Raw genomic sequence first — 14,015 nt, 5'->3', positions numbered from 1 at the left:
CTTTGTTCCCTTTTTTTGTCCGGTGCATCGTCACGCCGGTACGTTTATGGGAGTGGTTTGACAGCGGGACTTAATACAGTCAAATTCGAAATGAAGCCCAGAGCATAACCAAATATTATGGTGAAACATGAACCTGCGTCAGGTCGAAGCGTTCCGCACTGTCATGCTGACGGGTAAAATGACGGCTGCAGCGGAACTGATGGCGATCACCCAACCCGCCGTAAGCCGCCTGATCCGCGACTTTGAAATCGACACGAAACTCAAACTGTTCAACCGGCGCGGGAACCAGTTGACGCCAACGCAGGCGGCCATGACGCTGTTGCAGGAAGTCGAGCGGGCCTATGTCGGGCTCAATCGCATCAGGAGTTTCGCCGATGAGATCAGCCGTCAGAATGCGGGCATGTTGCGTATTGCTGCCATGCCTGCGCTTGCAAATGGGATCATGCCGCGCTTCCTCGCCCGATTTCTCAGGGAGCGTCCCAATATCCACGCTTCTTTGAACGGCATTTCATCCGCTCTGGTTGTGGAGGCCGTTGCATCCGGTCAGGTCGATCTTGGTTTTGCCGACGGTCCGCTCGACAGACCCGGTTTCGATATCGAAACGAGGGCGATACCGGCCGTCGTTGCAGTTCCATTGGGACATCGTCTTGCAGATTATTCGGAAGTTTCCCCGGAGGATCTCGCTAATGAACGCATGATCACGCTGGAGCCGGGTTCGCTGTTTGCCATGCGTGTAGAGGTTGCGCTTGCACGCATCCCACGGTCGGCCACCATCGAGACCCGCCTTTCGCACACAGCGCTGACACTCGTCGCTGAAGGTGTCGGCATAACAATCATTGATCCGTCCTCAGCAACGGATTTTCGCGGACGTGGAGTGGCGATCCGACCTTTTACGACCTTTGTCGATGCTGGCTTTCTGGTCATCCGCCGGAGTAACGGTCCTGACAACAGCCTGGCTCAACGTTTTATAGATGAGTTCTGGGCCTATCATGAGACGTTGCTGGCGGATGAATGAGGGGCACGCGTGGCCGCTGTATCAGCGCAGAGGAGGCTTGTACCGTTCCAACAGCGTGCATGCGTTGAATTTGGCAGAACAAACTGAGATTGCGCGGGTGCGCCAGCCGCACGAGACGGCGGGCAAGATCAGGGCGATCAATCATGGTATTGAAGAAGAACCTCAGCGCCGATACGACACTGTTCATCGTCGGCACCGGGACGCCCTCGCTTTGCTGCCATATCTGGAAGCGGCGCAAATCATCCACGGACGCGGTATCGGGAGGCCTTCCGAGAAAACTGGCAATTCGTGCGATATCGCGCAGATAGTTGCGTTGGGTCCCGTGCCCGAAGTGGCGCAGGTTCATGTCGTCGATCAGGCGTTGACGAAGCGGGCTGATCGCGGGCGAACTCGGTTGGTTGTGCATGGTCAGGCTCCTTGTTGAAAAAGCCTGTCATTCTCTGCTCGCTCCGAGCGACACTCAATGCAGAGCGCAATGGTCGCTCTGTGCCTTCTACCTCAGTCGCACGCGCCTTCCCGCGAAGCGGTTAGTTCCGGCCTCGTTCAGGTCATTCAAAAGTTAGGTGAGGATGGACGGGGCGTCCAGCCAGGTTCGAGGGCGCCGCCCACGCGCGTTTCAGTCGCACTGCCCATGACAATACTGAGAGGCTAATACTTGAACATCGTATATCTATGGGAGCTTCGATGCGTAAGGCGATCGTTTTGGGCGGATACGGGCTCATCGGCAGAGCGTGCATGCGGGCTTTGGCAAATGCCGGATTTGAAGTTGTCGGTGTAGGACGGTCAAGTCGTGCGGCGCTTGCCGCTGATGCAAACGCGACATGGTTGATCCGTGACATACCAACCATCTCGGTCGACGAATGGCGAGTGCTGCTGGGCAATGTCGATGTCGTAGTAAACGCTGCCGGAGCACTGCAAGACGGCGCGCGAGACGGTCTTGCAGCCATCCACGTCACGACAATAGCCCGTCTGGTTGAGGCAACGAAGGACATTCCCTTACGGATTGTCCAGATTTCGGCGGCTGGCGTTGGAGCTGAAGCATCAACGGAGTTCTTTCGGTCAAAAGCGCGCGGCGATGAAATACTGGCGAGGAGCGGACAAGATTGCGTGATCCTGCGTCCAACGCTTGTTTTGTCGCCAGATGCCTATGGCGGCACAGCGCTTTTACGTGGCGTTGCTGGTTTACCGTTAATTTTGCCGCGTGTTTTGCCTCATGCTCAGGTGCAGACTGTTCATATCGATGATGTAACAGAGGCAGTAGTGGCAGCGGCGAGGAGAAAACTGCAATCCGGGCTTATTGCCGATCTCACCGAGCCCGAGGTTCGAGGCTTTTCCGAAATGGTCGACCACTTCAGGCAATGGCAGGGATTCTCGCCTCCGTGGTTGCGTCCAAAACTGCCCGCAGTGGTGCTGAAATCAGTGGGTAAGGGCGCTGATCTGCTCGGCTGGCTGGGGTGGCGCTCACCGATGTGCAGCACTGGGTTACAGGCGCTTGCCGATGGGATACGAGGCGATCCGAGCGCGTGGCTTGAGGCGGGCGGTTACCCCTGTCGTTCGCTAGTTTCGACACTGAGAAGTCTGCCGTCCACGCGACAGGAACGGCTTTTCGCCCGGATGTACTTCATGCTGCCACTGGCCATCGCCACGCTTGCGCTGTTTTGGTGCTTGTCGGGGCTATTCGCATTAATATCTCCAATGCGCGCTATCGCTATTCTCGAAGGACATCACGTTCCGGCGTGGCTGGCGGGTATTACAGTCTATGGCGGCGCATTTGCAGATATCGGATTGGGCCTGGGTATCCTTTGGCGTTCGGTAACGCGCATGGCGACAGTCGGAATGATAGTGCTTTCGGCCTGTTATCTCTTCGGTGGTCTGGTGGTTGCGCCAGATCTGTGGCTTGATCCTCTTGGACCGATGATAAAAGTGGTTCCAGCTATTGTTTTGGCAGCTATCGTTGCGATGATGCTGGAGGTGCGATGAACTATGATATTTTGCGCTTTCTGCATGTGATCGGTGCAACGGTCCTGCTTGGCACCGGCGCCGGTATCGCGTTTTTCATGGTCATCTCCAATCGCTCAGGAGATCCGCGGTTGATTGCCCATGTCGGTGGCATCGTCGTGTTGGCTGATACGGTTTTCACTGCAACTGCTGCCATTTTCCAGCCAGTCACCGGCTATTTGCTTGCACGTGAAGCAGGATGGCCTGTCCTGTCCGGTTGGGTCGGGCTTTCGTTGGCGCTCTACATCATTGTTGGTGCATTCTGGCTGCCGGTTGTCTGGATGCAGATCCGGTTGCGGAATATGGCGCGTTTGGCTGCCCGCGAGGGAAAAGCACTGCCGGCGGCCTATCATCGTCTCTATCGCTGGTGGTTTGCTTTTGGTTTTCCGGCATTTGCGGCAGTATTGGCCATCATATGGCTGATGTTGACTAAGCCTTCAATTTAAAGATCGGCAATCCCGATTGAAGATGCAACGGGCTCTGCCATCTCGCCAGTCATCAAGGTCTGCGCCAATCCGGAAACCTGTCGCAAGCTTGCGGGAGACATGGATGTCGACGCTGGCAGATTGCCTGCCTACGATCGCGGCAAGGATGTAAGAGTGACGGCTGAACCTCTCACAACGCGCCTAATTGTGGATTGAATGTCATGAGACTTGGCACAGGCCATAGAAACATCACACTCAATTTGCATGGTTTGCTACAAAAGCCTGCGGGCTGGACCGACTTGCTGCGCTCTTAGATACCATCGTGTTCCTGATCGTGGAGCTGTGTTATGAAGACATTCGACGCCATATTCATCGGCGCAGGCCAAGCGGGGCCTTTTCTTGCTGCTCGCATGGCAGCTCAGGGTCGCAAGGTCGCGCTTATTGAACGAAAATACCTCGGTGGCACTTGCGTCAATGCCGGATGCATGCCGACCAAGACGCTGGTCGCAAGCGCTAGAGCCGCGCATGTCGCCAGCCGAGCAGCGGAATTCGGTGTGACAATCGTCGGGCCCGTCGGCATTGATATGAAAACCGTTCAGGCAAGAGCCGAGAAAGTCATATTGAACGCGCGCAACAATCTCAAAACGTGGTTCGACGGACTCGATACGTTGACTGTCATACAAGGACAGGCACGGTTCGAAAACGCAACTACGGTATGCGTCAATGGCGAGAGGATGACAGCGCCCGAGATATTCCTCAATGTCGGAGCGCGCCCCGTCATCCCCGATTTTCCGGGCATTAATAAAGTGCCCTATCTCACTAGTACGTCGATCATCAAGCTCGATAGGCTACCACATCATCTCGTGGTCATTGGCGGTAGTTATATTGGGCTTGAATTTGCGCAGATGTATCGCCGATTTGGCGCCCAAGTCACCATTATCGAGCGCGGCCCCCGCCTTGCCCCACGCGAGGATGATGACGTGTCGGACGCTATCGCAAATGTTCTCGAAAACGAGGGCATTACTGTGTGCACGAATACCAACATCGTTTCATTTGCCAACAAAGGGTCGGATATTGAAGTGACCACGGATCATGACGTGGTTCTCGGCAGTGACATACTGATCGCGACTGGACGAAAGCCCAATACCGACGATCTTGGCCTGGACACCACAGACGTGCAAATGGACAAACGCGGCTTCATCGTTACGGATGATACGCTGTCGACCAACGTCGATGGTATCTGGGCACTGGGTGACTGCAACGGACGGGGAGCATTCACACACACTTCCTATAATGATTTCGAAATCGTGGCGGCAAACCTGTTGGATGGGGCGGACAGAAAGGTGAGCGACCGCATTCCCGCCTATGCGCTCTATATTGACCCACCGCTCGGCCGGGTTGGTATGACCGAGCGAGATGCACGCGCATCCGGCAAAGACATTCTGGTTTCCGTACGGCCAATGAGCCGGGTCGGTCGCGCAATCGAACGTGCTGAAACGCAAGGTTTCATGAAACTTGTTGCTGATGCCGTGACGGGCCAGATACTTGGCGCGTCAATTCTAGGTATCGAGGGTGACGAAGCTATTCATGGTATCATCGACGCCATGAACGCACGCGTTTCCTATAGAGACTTAAAATGGGCTGTGCCCGTACATCCAACTGTTTCGGAACTGATCCCGACATTAATCGACGGTCTCAAATAGGATGGAACACGAAGCCGTTCCCGCATTTACTTGAGTTCATTAGGGTGCCAGACAGTGGCACTTCCGACGACGCAAACCCTTTCAGTTTACGGTAGATATCCGGCGCAGGCGCTGCGATTGAGATCTACCAAAAGTATCATGGTACACCGCTTCCAAAAGAAATCGTGGACGCGAAATAAGGCCTGCTTTGATGGCCGGCGCCGGGTGCACTTATCCGGCGCTTTATATACTTATGGTGCTTAATAATGCCTTCGCATCCGTTGGCCGGGCAGTTGCATTATCAGCGGCCGGCCATTTGGCGGATTCTGACTGGCAATGAGGCGGTTGTGCTAATGATGGCCGCTTGTCAACGTTCTTTGGCTGAACCAGATCGCCCGCTTCTGGCCCCAATTCGGCGATGGAGAGGAGCAGGTTGGCGGTTCATTTCCCTTTGAGGCGATTAGGTTGTGCTTTTATCGCGCTTCGCTCATTTTCTTCAATTGAACGGCACATATCTTCTCGATTTCGTCGATGAGCGCGTTCGCTTGCTTCAGAAGCCATCGCAGTGCTTCCTCGGTGATATCAAAATGCGGAGAATACCGCGCCTTCACGTAAGCTTCATTGACGATATTGAACCACGCTTTGTAACGCTGTTGATCTTGCGGCCATGCCTTGGCCAGTTCACTGCGTTGCCCTTCAGAGAGCCGACGCAGGAATTTCAGGTTGTGCGAAGACGGCGAGTAATTTGTTGTTACCAATAGAAAGGTGGAATAAGCCTGTTCTATCGCCTGATGAAGGATGAATGTTGCTTCTTTAATGTCGCCTTCCTCCAGAAGGTACCCCGCAGTTTTTGCAAAAACTCTTGCATGCGGTAGCCGATCATCAAAATATTCTCTTGCAATACGATGGGCGTCTTCCGGATTGAGAATACCGGGTTGGGCGAGCGGCTCAGGATCAAGTTCGTAAAGTACAATACCTTCTTTGCGGATGTCAGTGAAGAAATATCGCCCTTCCTTGATCCGCGTGTTCACCTCACGCAAAGAATGGACAATGAAGTTTACCGGAGTCTGCACATCACGCAGGCGCATAAGCCGGTCTTCGGTTTTTCGCCAGAACTCAAAGTCCGCCAGCTTACGATTGTTGACGATAATCAGCAGGTCAAAATCAGAACGATAGCCTTTGCCGGTATGCGGTTCATCCACCTGTGTGCCGCGCGCATACGATCCGAACAAAATGGCCTTGACGATACGACCGCGCTTCTTGAACTCAGCCGAGCCTTCCTTGAGCGCATCCTCGAATTCCTCGAAGATAACTTCCAGCACGCGCTGCAACTCACGCTGCTTTACGTGAGGCAAGTGATCAATACGGTCTTTCATCAGCACGGGCGCACCTGTCGGTCAAAAGTAAGGGCGAACTATTTCGAGTGTTGGCTTAAATTGCAAAATTCAACGACGTCGATCAAGAAAGCCTTTGCAAAGTTTGCGAGATTTTATTCCTATGCGGTTCTGCCGACGAGATAGGAGGTCTCTCCATCGATCCTACAGCGCTTATTTTCCTTTGTTGATGCACTCCTCGAAATATCTAGAATTCTATCTAAACCTTATATCCGACTGTTGCCACAACTATTTGATTCTGTTACAAAAGGGTGCATTCTCAATGCAACACATGCTAGGGACGACGATACAGCGATTGCTGTTAAAAAAAGCCGTCATGCGGTCTCCACAACGTCCGGCTCTATTCATTGAACCCTCCGCCGGGCGCAGGAGGAATGCTTGTGTTGCAAATTTCGAATGTGAGAGCCGCCCGGGAACTTTTGCAGCAGGATGCTATCCGTTATGGCGCGGAAGACAGTCTGATTGTGGATGCCACGAGGCGAATCTATGCAGACACGGCCCCCACAGCTGCCGCGCTTTTTGCGCTCGACGCCTGGTTCGAAGACGATCAGCGTAATTTTCAGTTCTGGACGCGGATTTTTCAGCGCCTCATGAATTGAAACTCACTGTAACGGGTCTGCCGACCGATCGAGGGCGTAGCCCCGACCCTGCACAGTTCTGACCAGGTTTGGACCATACCGCGCCAATGCGCGGCGGATATGTCCGATATGAATGTCGACCGTACGGGGCTCGACGATAGCTCCTTGACCCCATACAGCGTCGATAAGCTCTTGCCTGCTCCATACAATTTCAGGCTTTTGCATGAGTGCTTCAAGTAAACGGAACTGCAACGGTGTGAGATCGACGCGAAGGCCGCTGCGAAACACCCTGAACTGCATAGGGTTCAGCAATAGATCGCTATAGGTCAAAACAACCTTCGTGGCATCCGTAGTAGCGAAATTGCCTCGGTACCTTTGGAGAAATCCCAGCAAAACAAGTGGATCGAACGGAGGTTTCATGACCAGATCCAATTGTTCATTGATCTGTAGTCCAGTATCGATATCATCCTTTGCCAGCAGAACCAACGCGAGACCTGGAAGCTTCCTCCTGAGGTGAGCGAACTCGCAAAGGCCAGCATCGCCACTATCCAATATCAACGCGCTTGGGCTCTGTTCGGCACCTATCTCGGAAGTCGTCAATGCTTTTAGCTCTGATAAGAGATCAGCATCAAACCCTTCAACTGAGAGCAGATGACGAAGCATCAAAAACAATTGCGCGTCAGATGTCTTTATAAGAACCTTCGACATAACATTCATCGTCCTGCTGAAGTGCTATTAGGGTGAAACGTATTCTCCCCCGTTTACATCGATCGTTGCGCCATTGATGAAGCCGGCGTTTTCCGACGCCAGGAATGCGATCACTGTTGCTACGTCGTCAGGGTTTCCCAACCGACCGACCGGAATACGCGAAAGGGCATCACGATTTGAATCGGAATCAATCGGGCCAGTCATTTCGGTCACGATATGTCCCGGCGCAACAATATTGGCTGTAACTCCGGTCCCGCCAAGCGTAGACACGAGAGAACGAAGACAACCCGATAGCGCAGTTTTTGATGCGGTATAAGCGCTGCCAGCGAGCCTGGGTAACGTCCTGCCAGCAATAGAGCCAACTAAAACAATTCTCCCGAAACGCCGTTTGATCAAATCCGGTAAAACGCGTTGGCAACAAAGGACAGCTCCGATCAAATTGGTTGAAAGGACTGCGTTCCATTCCTCGATCGACGTTTCGACAAACGCTGCAGCTTTGCCGTCCTTGGCTTTGGGCGATACGCCCGCATTACAGATCAGCGTATCTGGCGGACCCCAATAGCTTCGCACCTCATCGAAAAAGCCGACAATTGCTGTCGCCTCATTTATGTCTACACTTCGATAAAAGATGGCATCTTCCCCGAACTGCGAAATGAGCATTTCGCCAGCCGCAGAGACTCGCTGAGGTGTCTGCCCGAAAAACGCTACTTTGTAGCCTTCGCTAGCCAATCGTCTAACCGTTGACAGCCCAATGCCTGAGCTGCCCCCGGTTACGACTGCTATACGCTCCCGCGCTCCAGCCGTCATGCTGCCTGATCCATTGCCGCAAAAAGAGAAAGCGGAGGATGAGCGTCGTGATCGGTAATAACTTCGATGAGCGAGGGGTTACCGCTTTCAATACTCAGACGTAGCTGCTCCGATAAGTCAGCAGCATTATCGACGGTGGCAGATCGACATCCGCACGCTGAAGCGACCCCCGCGTGATCGACTGGTGCAAAATGGCACGCCGTTGTATAGCGGCCGAATTTTACGGTTTCCGCATCTTTCTGGAAGCCTAGCACGCCATTATTCAAGAGGACGACAGTTACGGGTAACTGCATACGCATCATCGTTTCCAGTTCCGCCCAGCTATGCGCAAATCCACCGTCTCCCACAATGGCAACCACCGGCTTGTCAGGATGAGCGGCCTTTGCCCCCATCGCTAGCGGTAGACCCCATCCAAGGCCAGCGAGCCCGCGCGGTGTAATGAATCTCGTGCCGACCTTGCGACAGCGCAACTGACCGACAACCCACATGGACGAATAGCTCGCATCCGCCACGACTGTCACGTCGTGGTCGAGCCAGGGCTGCAATTCCTGCATAACGCGCTCAGGCCGCATGGCGCCTGATCGGTCATCAAGAACTGGTCGGCGAGCTTCATCATATTCCGCCCAGAAACCGGCAATTCTTTCTTCGTAATTGAGGCGAGGCATACTGCGCCGAAGGAAGTCTCGTTTAGACAATGTTTCGCACAAGGCCGCGAGCGTTTCGCGTGCATCGCCGTGCAAACGCAATGCCTCGTAATTGCGTCCGATCTCTCCGGCATCGATGTCAATGTGAATGACTTTAGCCGAAGAAGGAATCTGCTGCCAATTGTCAGTTCCGTTCTGATTGGTGCGTGTTCCGGCAAGGATAACCAGATCTGCTTCATTCATGAGGTGACGACTGTAGAAGCCTAGCGAACGAGGGCCAGTCAGAGACCCTAGAACGCCAGCAGACAGAGGATGGAATTCGTCAACCACCCCTTTGCCCATATTCGTCGTGAATACAGGAAGGGAGGCTATTTCCTGAAGACGAGCCAACGCTGCCGCTGCACCACCGGCATGAATACCGCCGCCAGCCAGCACAACCGGGGTTCGGGCTTCAGCAATAGTATCTGCTGCGGTCTGAATGAGGTCGTCGGATGGACGAAACCGGTCAAGCGGCCAGTAGCCAAGACAAGCAGTTCTCGGCTTATCGCTCTTCGGAGCCGGGCAACGCAGCAAATCCGCTGGCAACAAAAGCGCAACTGGTCCCGCTCGCCCACTTGCCGCGGCGGTAAAAGCTGCATCAATGTAGTCATCGACGCGCTCGGCTACATTTAGTCGACGGACCCATTTTGTACAGGATTGGAAGAGGGTGATTTGGTCAATATCCTGAAAGGCGTTCTTGTCCGTTTGGTTTCGCTCGACATCCTGTACAAGCGCGACCACTGGAATACTCGCCTTTAAAGCTTCGGCTAGTGGCGGAACAAGCAGCGTCGCTGCGGGACCGTTCTGCGCCGCGACTACACTCACCTTGCCAGAAACCCGGGCATATCCATCCGCCATCGCTCCGCCCATATTCTCCTGACGATAGGCGATCTGGCGGATGCCGTGGGCTTCGGCTGCAAGAATCACAGCGGAGGGCAAACTTTGTGCGAAGATCACCTCCACACCATGGCGGACAAGTGCTTGTGCGATACGATCGGCAACGCTGTCTGTAATTGCGGCATGTTTCATGGATGGTCCTCCCGTACGGGGTTTTGTGCAAGGAAATCATCAAAAAGCGCGGCAATGAGGTCGATTTCTTTTTCGCCCATCGGGGTGGATAGGCTGGCCGCGGCTCCAAAGGGCAACAGAACACCATTCCGGGCGAAATACCGTGTGAGCTCTCGCATGCGCAAGTTCTGATCAGGCGACATGATTGAAGCGCGATAATCAGTCGGCGCTTCACGTTTGGAATGAATGCGGAAGAGGGAAGCGGCACCCGTGATCGAATAGGGAGCCTGCCGCGACTGAGCGATCTGCGAGAGACGCGAACGCAAGGCATCTCCTAGTTCTTCAAGCCGCGCGAAGGCATCGGGTGGCAATGCATTCATAGCAGCAAGACCTGCAGCCATGGAGACGGGGTTAGCGGAGAATGTCCCACCTTGCGGAACTGGTAGCTTACCGTCCCGCTTTTCGAAGACCGACATGACTTCTGCGCGCCCGCCGATGGCTCCAATTGGAAAGCCACCACCGATGATCTTGCCGGTTGCTATCAGATCGGGATTAAGACCGTAACGGTCCGAAGCCCCCCTATAACCTTGCCGGATATTCAACACCTCGTCGGCGATCAGTAGAATGCCATGCTCTTGCGTGAAGGTTGTCAGTGCCTCGATAAATCCCTGGCTTGGCGCAAATAGCCCGGCGCGGCTAGGCATCGGATCAATCAAAATACCGGCTATCCGATGCGCGTGGCCTTCGAGTTTCGAAACAATCTCCTCCTTGTCATTGAACTGGATCACGATCACATCGTCGCCAAGGCTGGACGGCGCACCATGGTATCCTGGTCGTGCAACGTTTCGACCGGACCCGTTGGTGGGATAGGTGCCGGTTTGCCCCGTTTCAGCCCAATCGTAACCCCCGTGATAAGCTCCCTCAAAGCGAACGATCGCAGAGCGACCTGTGAACGCTCGAGCTGCCTTGATTGCAAACATGACCGCTTCGGTCCCGCTGTTGACAAAGCGAATCTTTTCCATTGCCGGGATCCGCGAGATCAGCAATTCAGCCAGTGCGACCTCGTGTTCCGTCGGGTTGGAAAAACAGGTCCCGTTACGCAAAAGCTTCGCAACCACTTCCGCAACCGGTTCGAATCCGTGCCCGTGTATAAGCGTGGTGAAGTTGTTGTTGAGGTCCAGAAGACGGTTATCGTCCACATCAACTAGATAGGCGCCCTCACCACGTTGAATGTAAATCGGTGTTGGATCGATATCGATCGTGACGCGTGACACACCCTGCGGCAAAACCTGCAGGCTGCGGGCGTAAAGACGTGACGATTCCGTTCTCTCCACCGGATCGCCACGGTTTATTCTCGGACTAGGTATCATTGATTGGGCCTTTAAAACGCACATCAGCTAATGCTTTTGCGTTAGCTTCACAATTTTGTTGCAACAAAAATGCGAAAGGTCAAGCCCATACAACAAAAAACTATCTCGCCGAGGAGCGCGCTCGTGCCGCCTGGCGCAAGCGCCGATAGCCATCCCGAATGTCGTTCTCGAATGCGGCGCGCAGGGATGCGCCATCCTTGTCCTCTAGCGATTCAATGGCTAGCTGGTGGTTTCGAACGCCGTATTTTTCTTCAGCAAACTCTGGATAGAGATCGTAAAGTGATGGGCCAACCCTAAGCCAAGCCCCTTCGATCATGGATAAAAGCCGAGGCATTCCGGCCATTCCATACACATGAAAATGGAAATCCTTGTTATGCCGCAAAACCGTCTCGTAAGCGCGACGATCCAGTGCATCGTTTATATAATTTTGAATATCTTTAAGTTTTTCAATATCTTCATTGGTAACCGAGTTGACTGCCAGCTGTGCCGCCAGCCCCTCCAGGGCGAGCCGAATTAGTGTGATCTCGCGCAAACTGTCTTCATTTAAAACCGGTACGATTACAGTTTTTGGTCCCGAATAGACCAGTGCGCCTTCGCCGGTGAGCCGGTTGATAGCGTCCCGCGCAGGGGTGGAACTAAATCCGAGATCTTCCGCTACGGCTCGGACCGTAAGTTTCTTGCCGGGCTTATATTCGCCTCGTATCAGGCGCTCCTTCATTTCGCGGTATGCGACGTCGCCAAGACCCGGTGCCTGCCCTTCATTGGCCTGGTCCGACAATTTTATCGCGCTCATCTAAGCCTCAATCCCTGTTGACACATCAGAATTATGATGCAACAAAATGACCATATAAAGTTTTTGCAAAGTTTTTGTCGCGTCATTTTAGGTTTTAGCAGCGCGTACTCATAGAGTCACGCGGTAGCTGGATGAGCACGTCTATGCGTCTGGAACGTCAATGATGCATTTCGCATCGAGGACCGAACGCAAAGGCACAGATACCAAAGTGGTTTCCGGAGGAGGAAAGATTGATCGGTCAGAAATTAATGCTTGCTGGCGTTCAGAAAAGATTTGGCGAAACCTGGGCTGTCCATGAAACCACGCTCGACATCCGGGCAGGCGAATTCGTTTCAATAATCGGACCGTCCGGATCAGGCAAAACGACTTTGCTCACCATGGTCGCCGGCTTCGAACAACCGACGAACGGAAGGATTATTGTGGGAGACGTAGATATAACTACCCTGCCGCCCAACCGGCGTAACGTCGGCATGGTGTTCCAGAAATATGCGCTGTTCCCCCATCTGACGGTTCGGCAGAATATTGCGTTCCCGTTGAAAATGCGACGACTGGGTTCGAAGAAAGATATCCGGTCTCGCGTCGATGAGATGCTTGAGCTGATCAGACTCAATGACTTCGCAGACCGCTATCCAAACCAGTTGTCAGGTGGACAACAGCAGCGTGTGGCCGTCGCCCGCGCGCTGGTTTTTTCTCCGCCCGTCATCTTGATGGACGAACCGCTCGGTGCCCTCGACAAGAAATTGCGAGAGGCAATGCAGTTTGAGATCAAACGCATTCAGGAGAATCTCGGAGCAACAGTAATCTACGTCACTCACGACCAGGAAGAGGCGTTGACCATGTCCGACCGCATTGTGGTAATGCACGATGGCTGCGTCCAGCAGGTTGGTACTCCCTCCGAACTCTATAACGAACCCAATAGAACCTTCGTTGCCGACTTCATCGGCTCTATCAATTTTATTCCGGCGACTTATCGCGGCAACAAAAACGGCAAGTGCATTCTGGATATCTCCGAACGTGTTGCTGTGGAACTTGATGCGCTGCTTCATCCCAAACTGGCTCACAAATCTATCGGTTCCGAAATCAGGCTAGCCGTGAGACCGGAACATGTCGGCATCTTTTCCGACCCGAAAAAAGGGCAACTGTCCGGAACTGTTGAGGCTTCCGTCTTCATCGGTTCGAGCACAGTTGTCCTGGTAAGGCTAGACGCTTTTCCAGATATCGACCTGCGTGTCCAATTGCCTGCAACAACATCGTCACCGGTGATGCGAAAGAATAGCCGCGTCGGTGTAAACTTGGACACCCTCTCACTCCTGACTTTCGACCTTGAAACGAGGTTGGCCGCATGAGTTCGTCGTTTTCCGGTTTCGACACATTCCTTAGAGGAAGATCCGCACGCCAATACCCGCCGGTAATATCGTGGTTTCTGGTACTACCATTATTAATTCTACTGGTCGTCGGCTTTATGTATCCGATCGGCCGTGACCTGCCACTGAGAATTTCCTCCAGAATGGATTAGATTCCGGCCCAATAAAGGACGGACGAATGAAGAAGCAG

At 53.6% G+C, this 14,015-nt stretch carries 14 protein-coding genes; 7 read left to right on the top strand and 7 right to left on the bottom strand.

Features of this window, described 5'->3' with window-relative positions; genetic code table 11:
- Window positions 1-127: 127 nt before the first annotated feature.
- Complete coding sequence (locus JNC63_RS21075; RefSeq protein WP_006468226.1) at window positions 128-1,015, top strand: LysR substrate-binding domain-containing protein; 888 nt, start codon at window positions 128-130, stop codon at window positions 1,013-1,015.
- Here JNC63_RS21075 and JNC63_RS21070 read toward each other — a convergent pair.
- The gene (locus tag JNC63_RS21070) at window positions 966-1,421 is read right to left on the bottom strand and encodes a phage integrase N-terminal SAM-like domain-containing protein (protein WP_077684217.1); all 456 of its coding nucleotides are present in this window, start codon (window positions 1,419-1,421) and stop codon (window positions 966-968) included. The two genes, JNC63_RS21075 and JNC63_RS21070, sit on opposite strands and share 50 nt — an antisense overlap.
- Window positions 1,422-1,687: 266 nt before the next feature.
- Here JNC63_RS21070 and JNC63_RS21065 point away from each other — a divergent pair, with 266 nt between their 5' ends.
- The 4 genes from JNC63_RS21065 (at window position 1,688) to JNC63_RS21050 (ending at window position 5,141) form a co-directional block, all read left to right on the top strand.
- Entirely contained in the window at window positions 1,688-2,995 is a 1,308-nt protein-coding gene (locus JNC63_RS21065; protein ID WP_006468227.1) for an SDR family oxidoreductase, read from the top strand.
- On the top strand, window positions 2,992-3,459 hold the full coding sequence (locus JNC63_RS21060; protein WP_006468228.1) for a DUF2269 family protein: 468 nt from the start codon (window positions 2,992-2,994) through the stop codon (window positions 3,457-3,459). Before JNC63_RS21065 ends, JNC63_RS21060 begins: the two co-directional genes overlap by 4 nt.
- 9 nt (window positions 3,460-3,468) lie before the next feature.
- The gene (locus tag JNC63_RS21055) at window positions 3,469-3,654 is read left to right on the top strand and encodes a UxaA family hydrolase (RefSeq protein ID WP_198427178.1); all 186 of its coding nucleotides are present in this window, start codon (window positions 3,469-3,471) and stop codon (window positions 3,652-3,654) included.
- A gap of 131 nt (window positions 3,655-3,785) precedes the next feature.
- Window positions 3,786-5,141 carry an FAD-containing oxidoreductase gene (locus tag JNC63_RS21050; protein ID WP_006468229.1) on the top strand — a complete coding sequence of 452 codons (1,356 nt, stop codon included), beginning with the start codon at window positions 3,786-3,788 and terminating at the stop codon, window positions 5,139-5,141.
- Window positions 5,142-5,593: 452 nt separating this feature from the next.
- Here the strand turns inward: JNC63_RS21050 and JNC63_RS21045 are convergent, their stop codons facing one another.
- Window positions 5,594-6,496, bottom strand: coding sequence for a nucleotidyltransferase and HEPN domain-containing protein (locus JNC63_RS21045; RefSeq protein ID WP_031346149.1), 903 nt, complete (start codon window positions 6,494-6,496; stop codon window positions 5,594-5,596).
- 392 nt (window positions 6,497-6,888) lie between these two features.
- Between JNC63_RS21045 and JNC63_RS21040 the strand changes: the two genes are divergently transcribed.
- Complete coding sequence (locus tag JNC63_RS21040; protein ID WP_006472023.1) at window positions 6,889-7,113, top strand: Y4oE-related protein; 225 nt, start codon at window positions 6,889-6,891, stop codon at window positions 7,111-7,113.
- A gap of 3 nt (window positions 7,114-7,116) precedes the next feature.
- On the opposite strand, the gene JNC63_RS21035 is transcribed toward JNC63_RS21040, so the two are convergent.
- The 5 genes from JNC63_RS21035 to JNC63_RS21015 form a co-directional block, all read right to left on the bottom strand.
- A complete protein-coding gene (locus JNC63_RS21035; RefSeq protein WP_235691669.1) occupies window positions 7,117-7,800 on the bottom strand; it encodes a winged helix-turn-helix transcriptional regulator in 684 nt (227 codons plus the stop codon).
- 27 nt (window positions 7,801-7,827) lie between these two features.
- Window positions 7,828-8,607, bottom strand: a complete 780-nt coding sequence (gene fabG / locus JNC63_RS21030; RefSeq protein WP_006468233.1) for a 3-oxoacyl-ACP reductase FabG — start codon at window positions 8,605-8,607, stop codon at window positions 7,828-7,830.
- Window positions 8,604-10,319, bottom strand: a complete 1,716-nt coding sequence (locus JNC63_RS21025; RefSeq protein WP_006468234.1) for an acetolactate synthase catalytic subunit — start codon at window positions 10,317-10,319, stop codon at window positions 8,604-8,606. Before JNC63_RS21025 ends, fabG begins: the two co-directional genes overlap by 4 nt.
- Window positions 10,316-11,668 carry an aspartate aminotransferase family protein gene (locus tag JNC63_RS21020; RefSeq protein WP_050791020.1) on the bottom strand — a complete coding sequence of 451 codons (1,353 nt, stop codon included), beginning with the start codon at window positions 11,666-11,668 and terminating at the stop codon, window positions 10,316-10,318. Before JNC63_RS21020 ends, JNC63_RS21025 begins: the two co-directional genes overlap by 4 nt.
- Window positions 11,669-11,768: 100 nt before the next feature.
- Complete coding sequence (locus JNC63_RS21015; protein WP_006468236.1) at window positions 11,769-12,461, bottom strand: GntR family transcriptional regulator; 693 nt, start codon at window positions 12,459-12,461, stop codon at window positions 11,769-11,771.
- A gap of 230 nt (window positions 12,462-12,691) precedes the next feature.
- Between JNC63_RS21015 and JNC63_RS21010 the strand changes: the two genes are divergently transcribed.
- On the top strand, window positions 12,692-13,807 hold the full coding sequence (locus tag JNC63_RS21010) for an ABC transporter ATP-binding protein (RefSeq protein WP_006468237.1): 1,116 nt from the start codon (window positions 12,692-12,694) through the stop codon (window positions 13,805-13,807).
- Window positions 13,808-14,015: the final 208 nt, after the last annotated feature.

Origin of the sequence: Brucella ciceri, from assembly GCF_041930145.1 — a bacterium.
Lineage (GTDB): Bacteria > Pseudomonadota > Alphaproteobacteria > Rhizobiales > Rhizobiaceae > Brucella > Brucella intermedia.
Note: the sequence above shows the minus strand (reverse complement) of the source record. Positions and strands in the feature narration are given on the sequence as shown.

Coding starts and splice junctions, on each gene's coding strand:
- JNC63_RS21075 (WP_006468226.1), top strand. CDS start 128: ATGAACCTGCGTCAGGTCGAAGCGTTCCGCACTGTCATGCTGACGGGT.
- JNC63_RS21070 (WP_077684217.1), bottom strand. CDS start 1,421: ATGCACAACCAACCGAGTTCGCCCGCGATCAGCCCGCTTCGTCAACGC.
- JNC63_RS21065 (WP_006468227.1), top strand. CDS start 1,688: ATGGGAGCTTCGATGCGTAAGGCGATCGTTTTGGGCGGATACGGGCTC.
- JNC63_RS21060 (WP_006468228.1), top strand. CDS start 2,992: ATGAACTATGATATTTTGCGCTTTCTGCATGTGATCGGTGCAACGGTC.
- JNC63_RS21050 (WP_006468229.1), top strand. CDS start 3,786: ATGAAGACATTCGACGCCATATTCATCGGCGCAGGCCAAGCGGGGCCT.
- JNC63_RS21045 (WP_031346149.1), bottom strand. CDS start 6,496: ATGAAAGACCGTATTGATCACTTGCCTCACGTAAAGCAGCGTGAGTTG.
- JNC63_RS21040 (WP_006472023.1), top strand. CDS start 6,889: ATGCTTGTGTTGCAAATTTCGAATGTGAGAGCCGCCCGGGAACTTTTG.
- JNC63_RS21035 (WP_235691669.1), bottom strand. CDS start 7,800: ATGTCGAAGGTTCTTATAAAGACATCTGACGCGCAATTGTTTTTGATG.
- fabG (WP_006468233.1), bottom strand. CDS start 8,607: ATGACGGCTGGAGCGCGGGAGCGTATAGCAGTCGTAACCGGGGGCAGC.
- JNC63_RS21025 (WP_006468234.1), bottom strand. CDS start 10,319: ATGAAACATGCCGCAATTACAGACAGCGTTGCCGATCGTATCGCACAA.
- JNC63_RS21020 (WP_050791020.1), bottom strand. CDS start 11,668: ATGATACCTAGTCCGAGAATAAACCGTGGCGATCCGGTGGAGAGAACG.
- JNC63_RS21015 (WP_006468236.1), bottom strand. CDS start 12,461: ATGAGCGCGATAAAATTGTCGGACCAGGCCAATGAAGGGCAGGCACCG.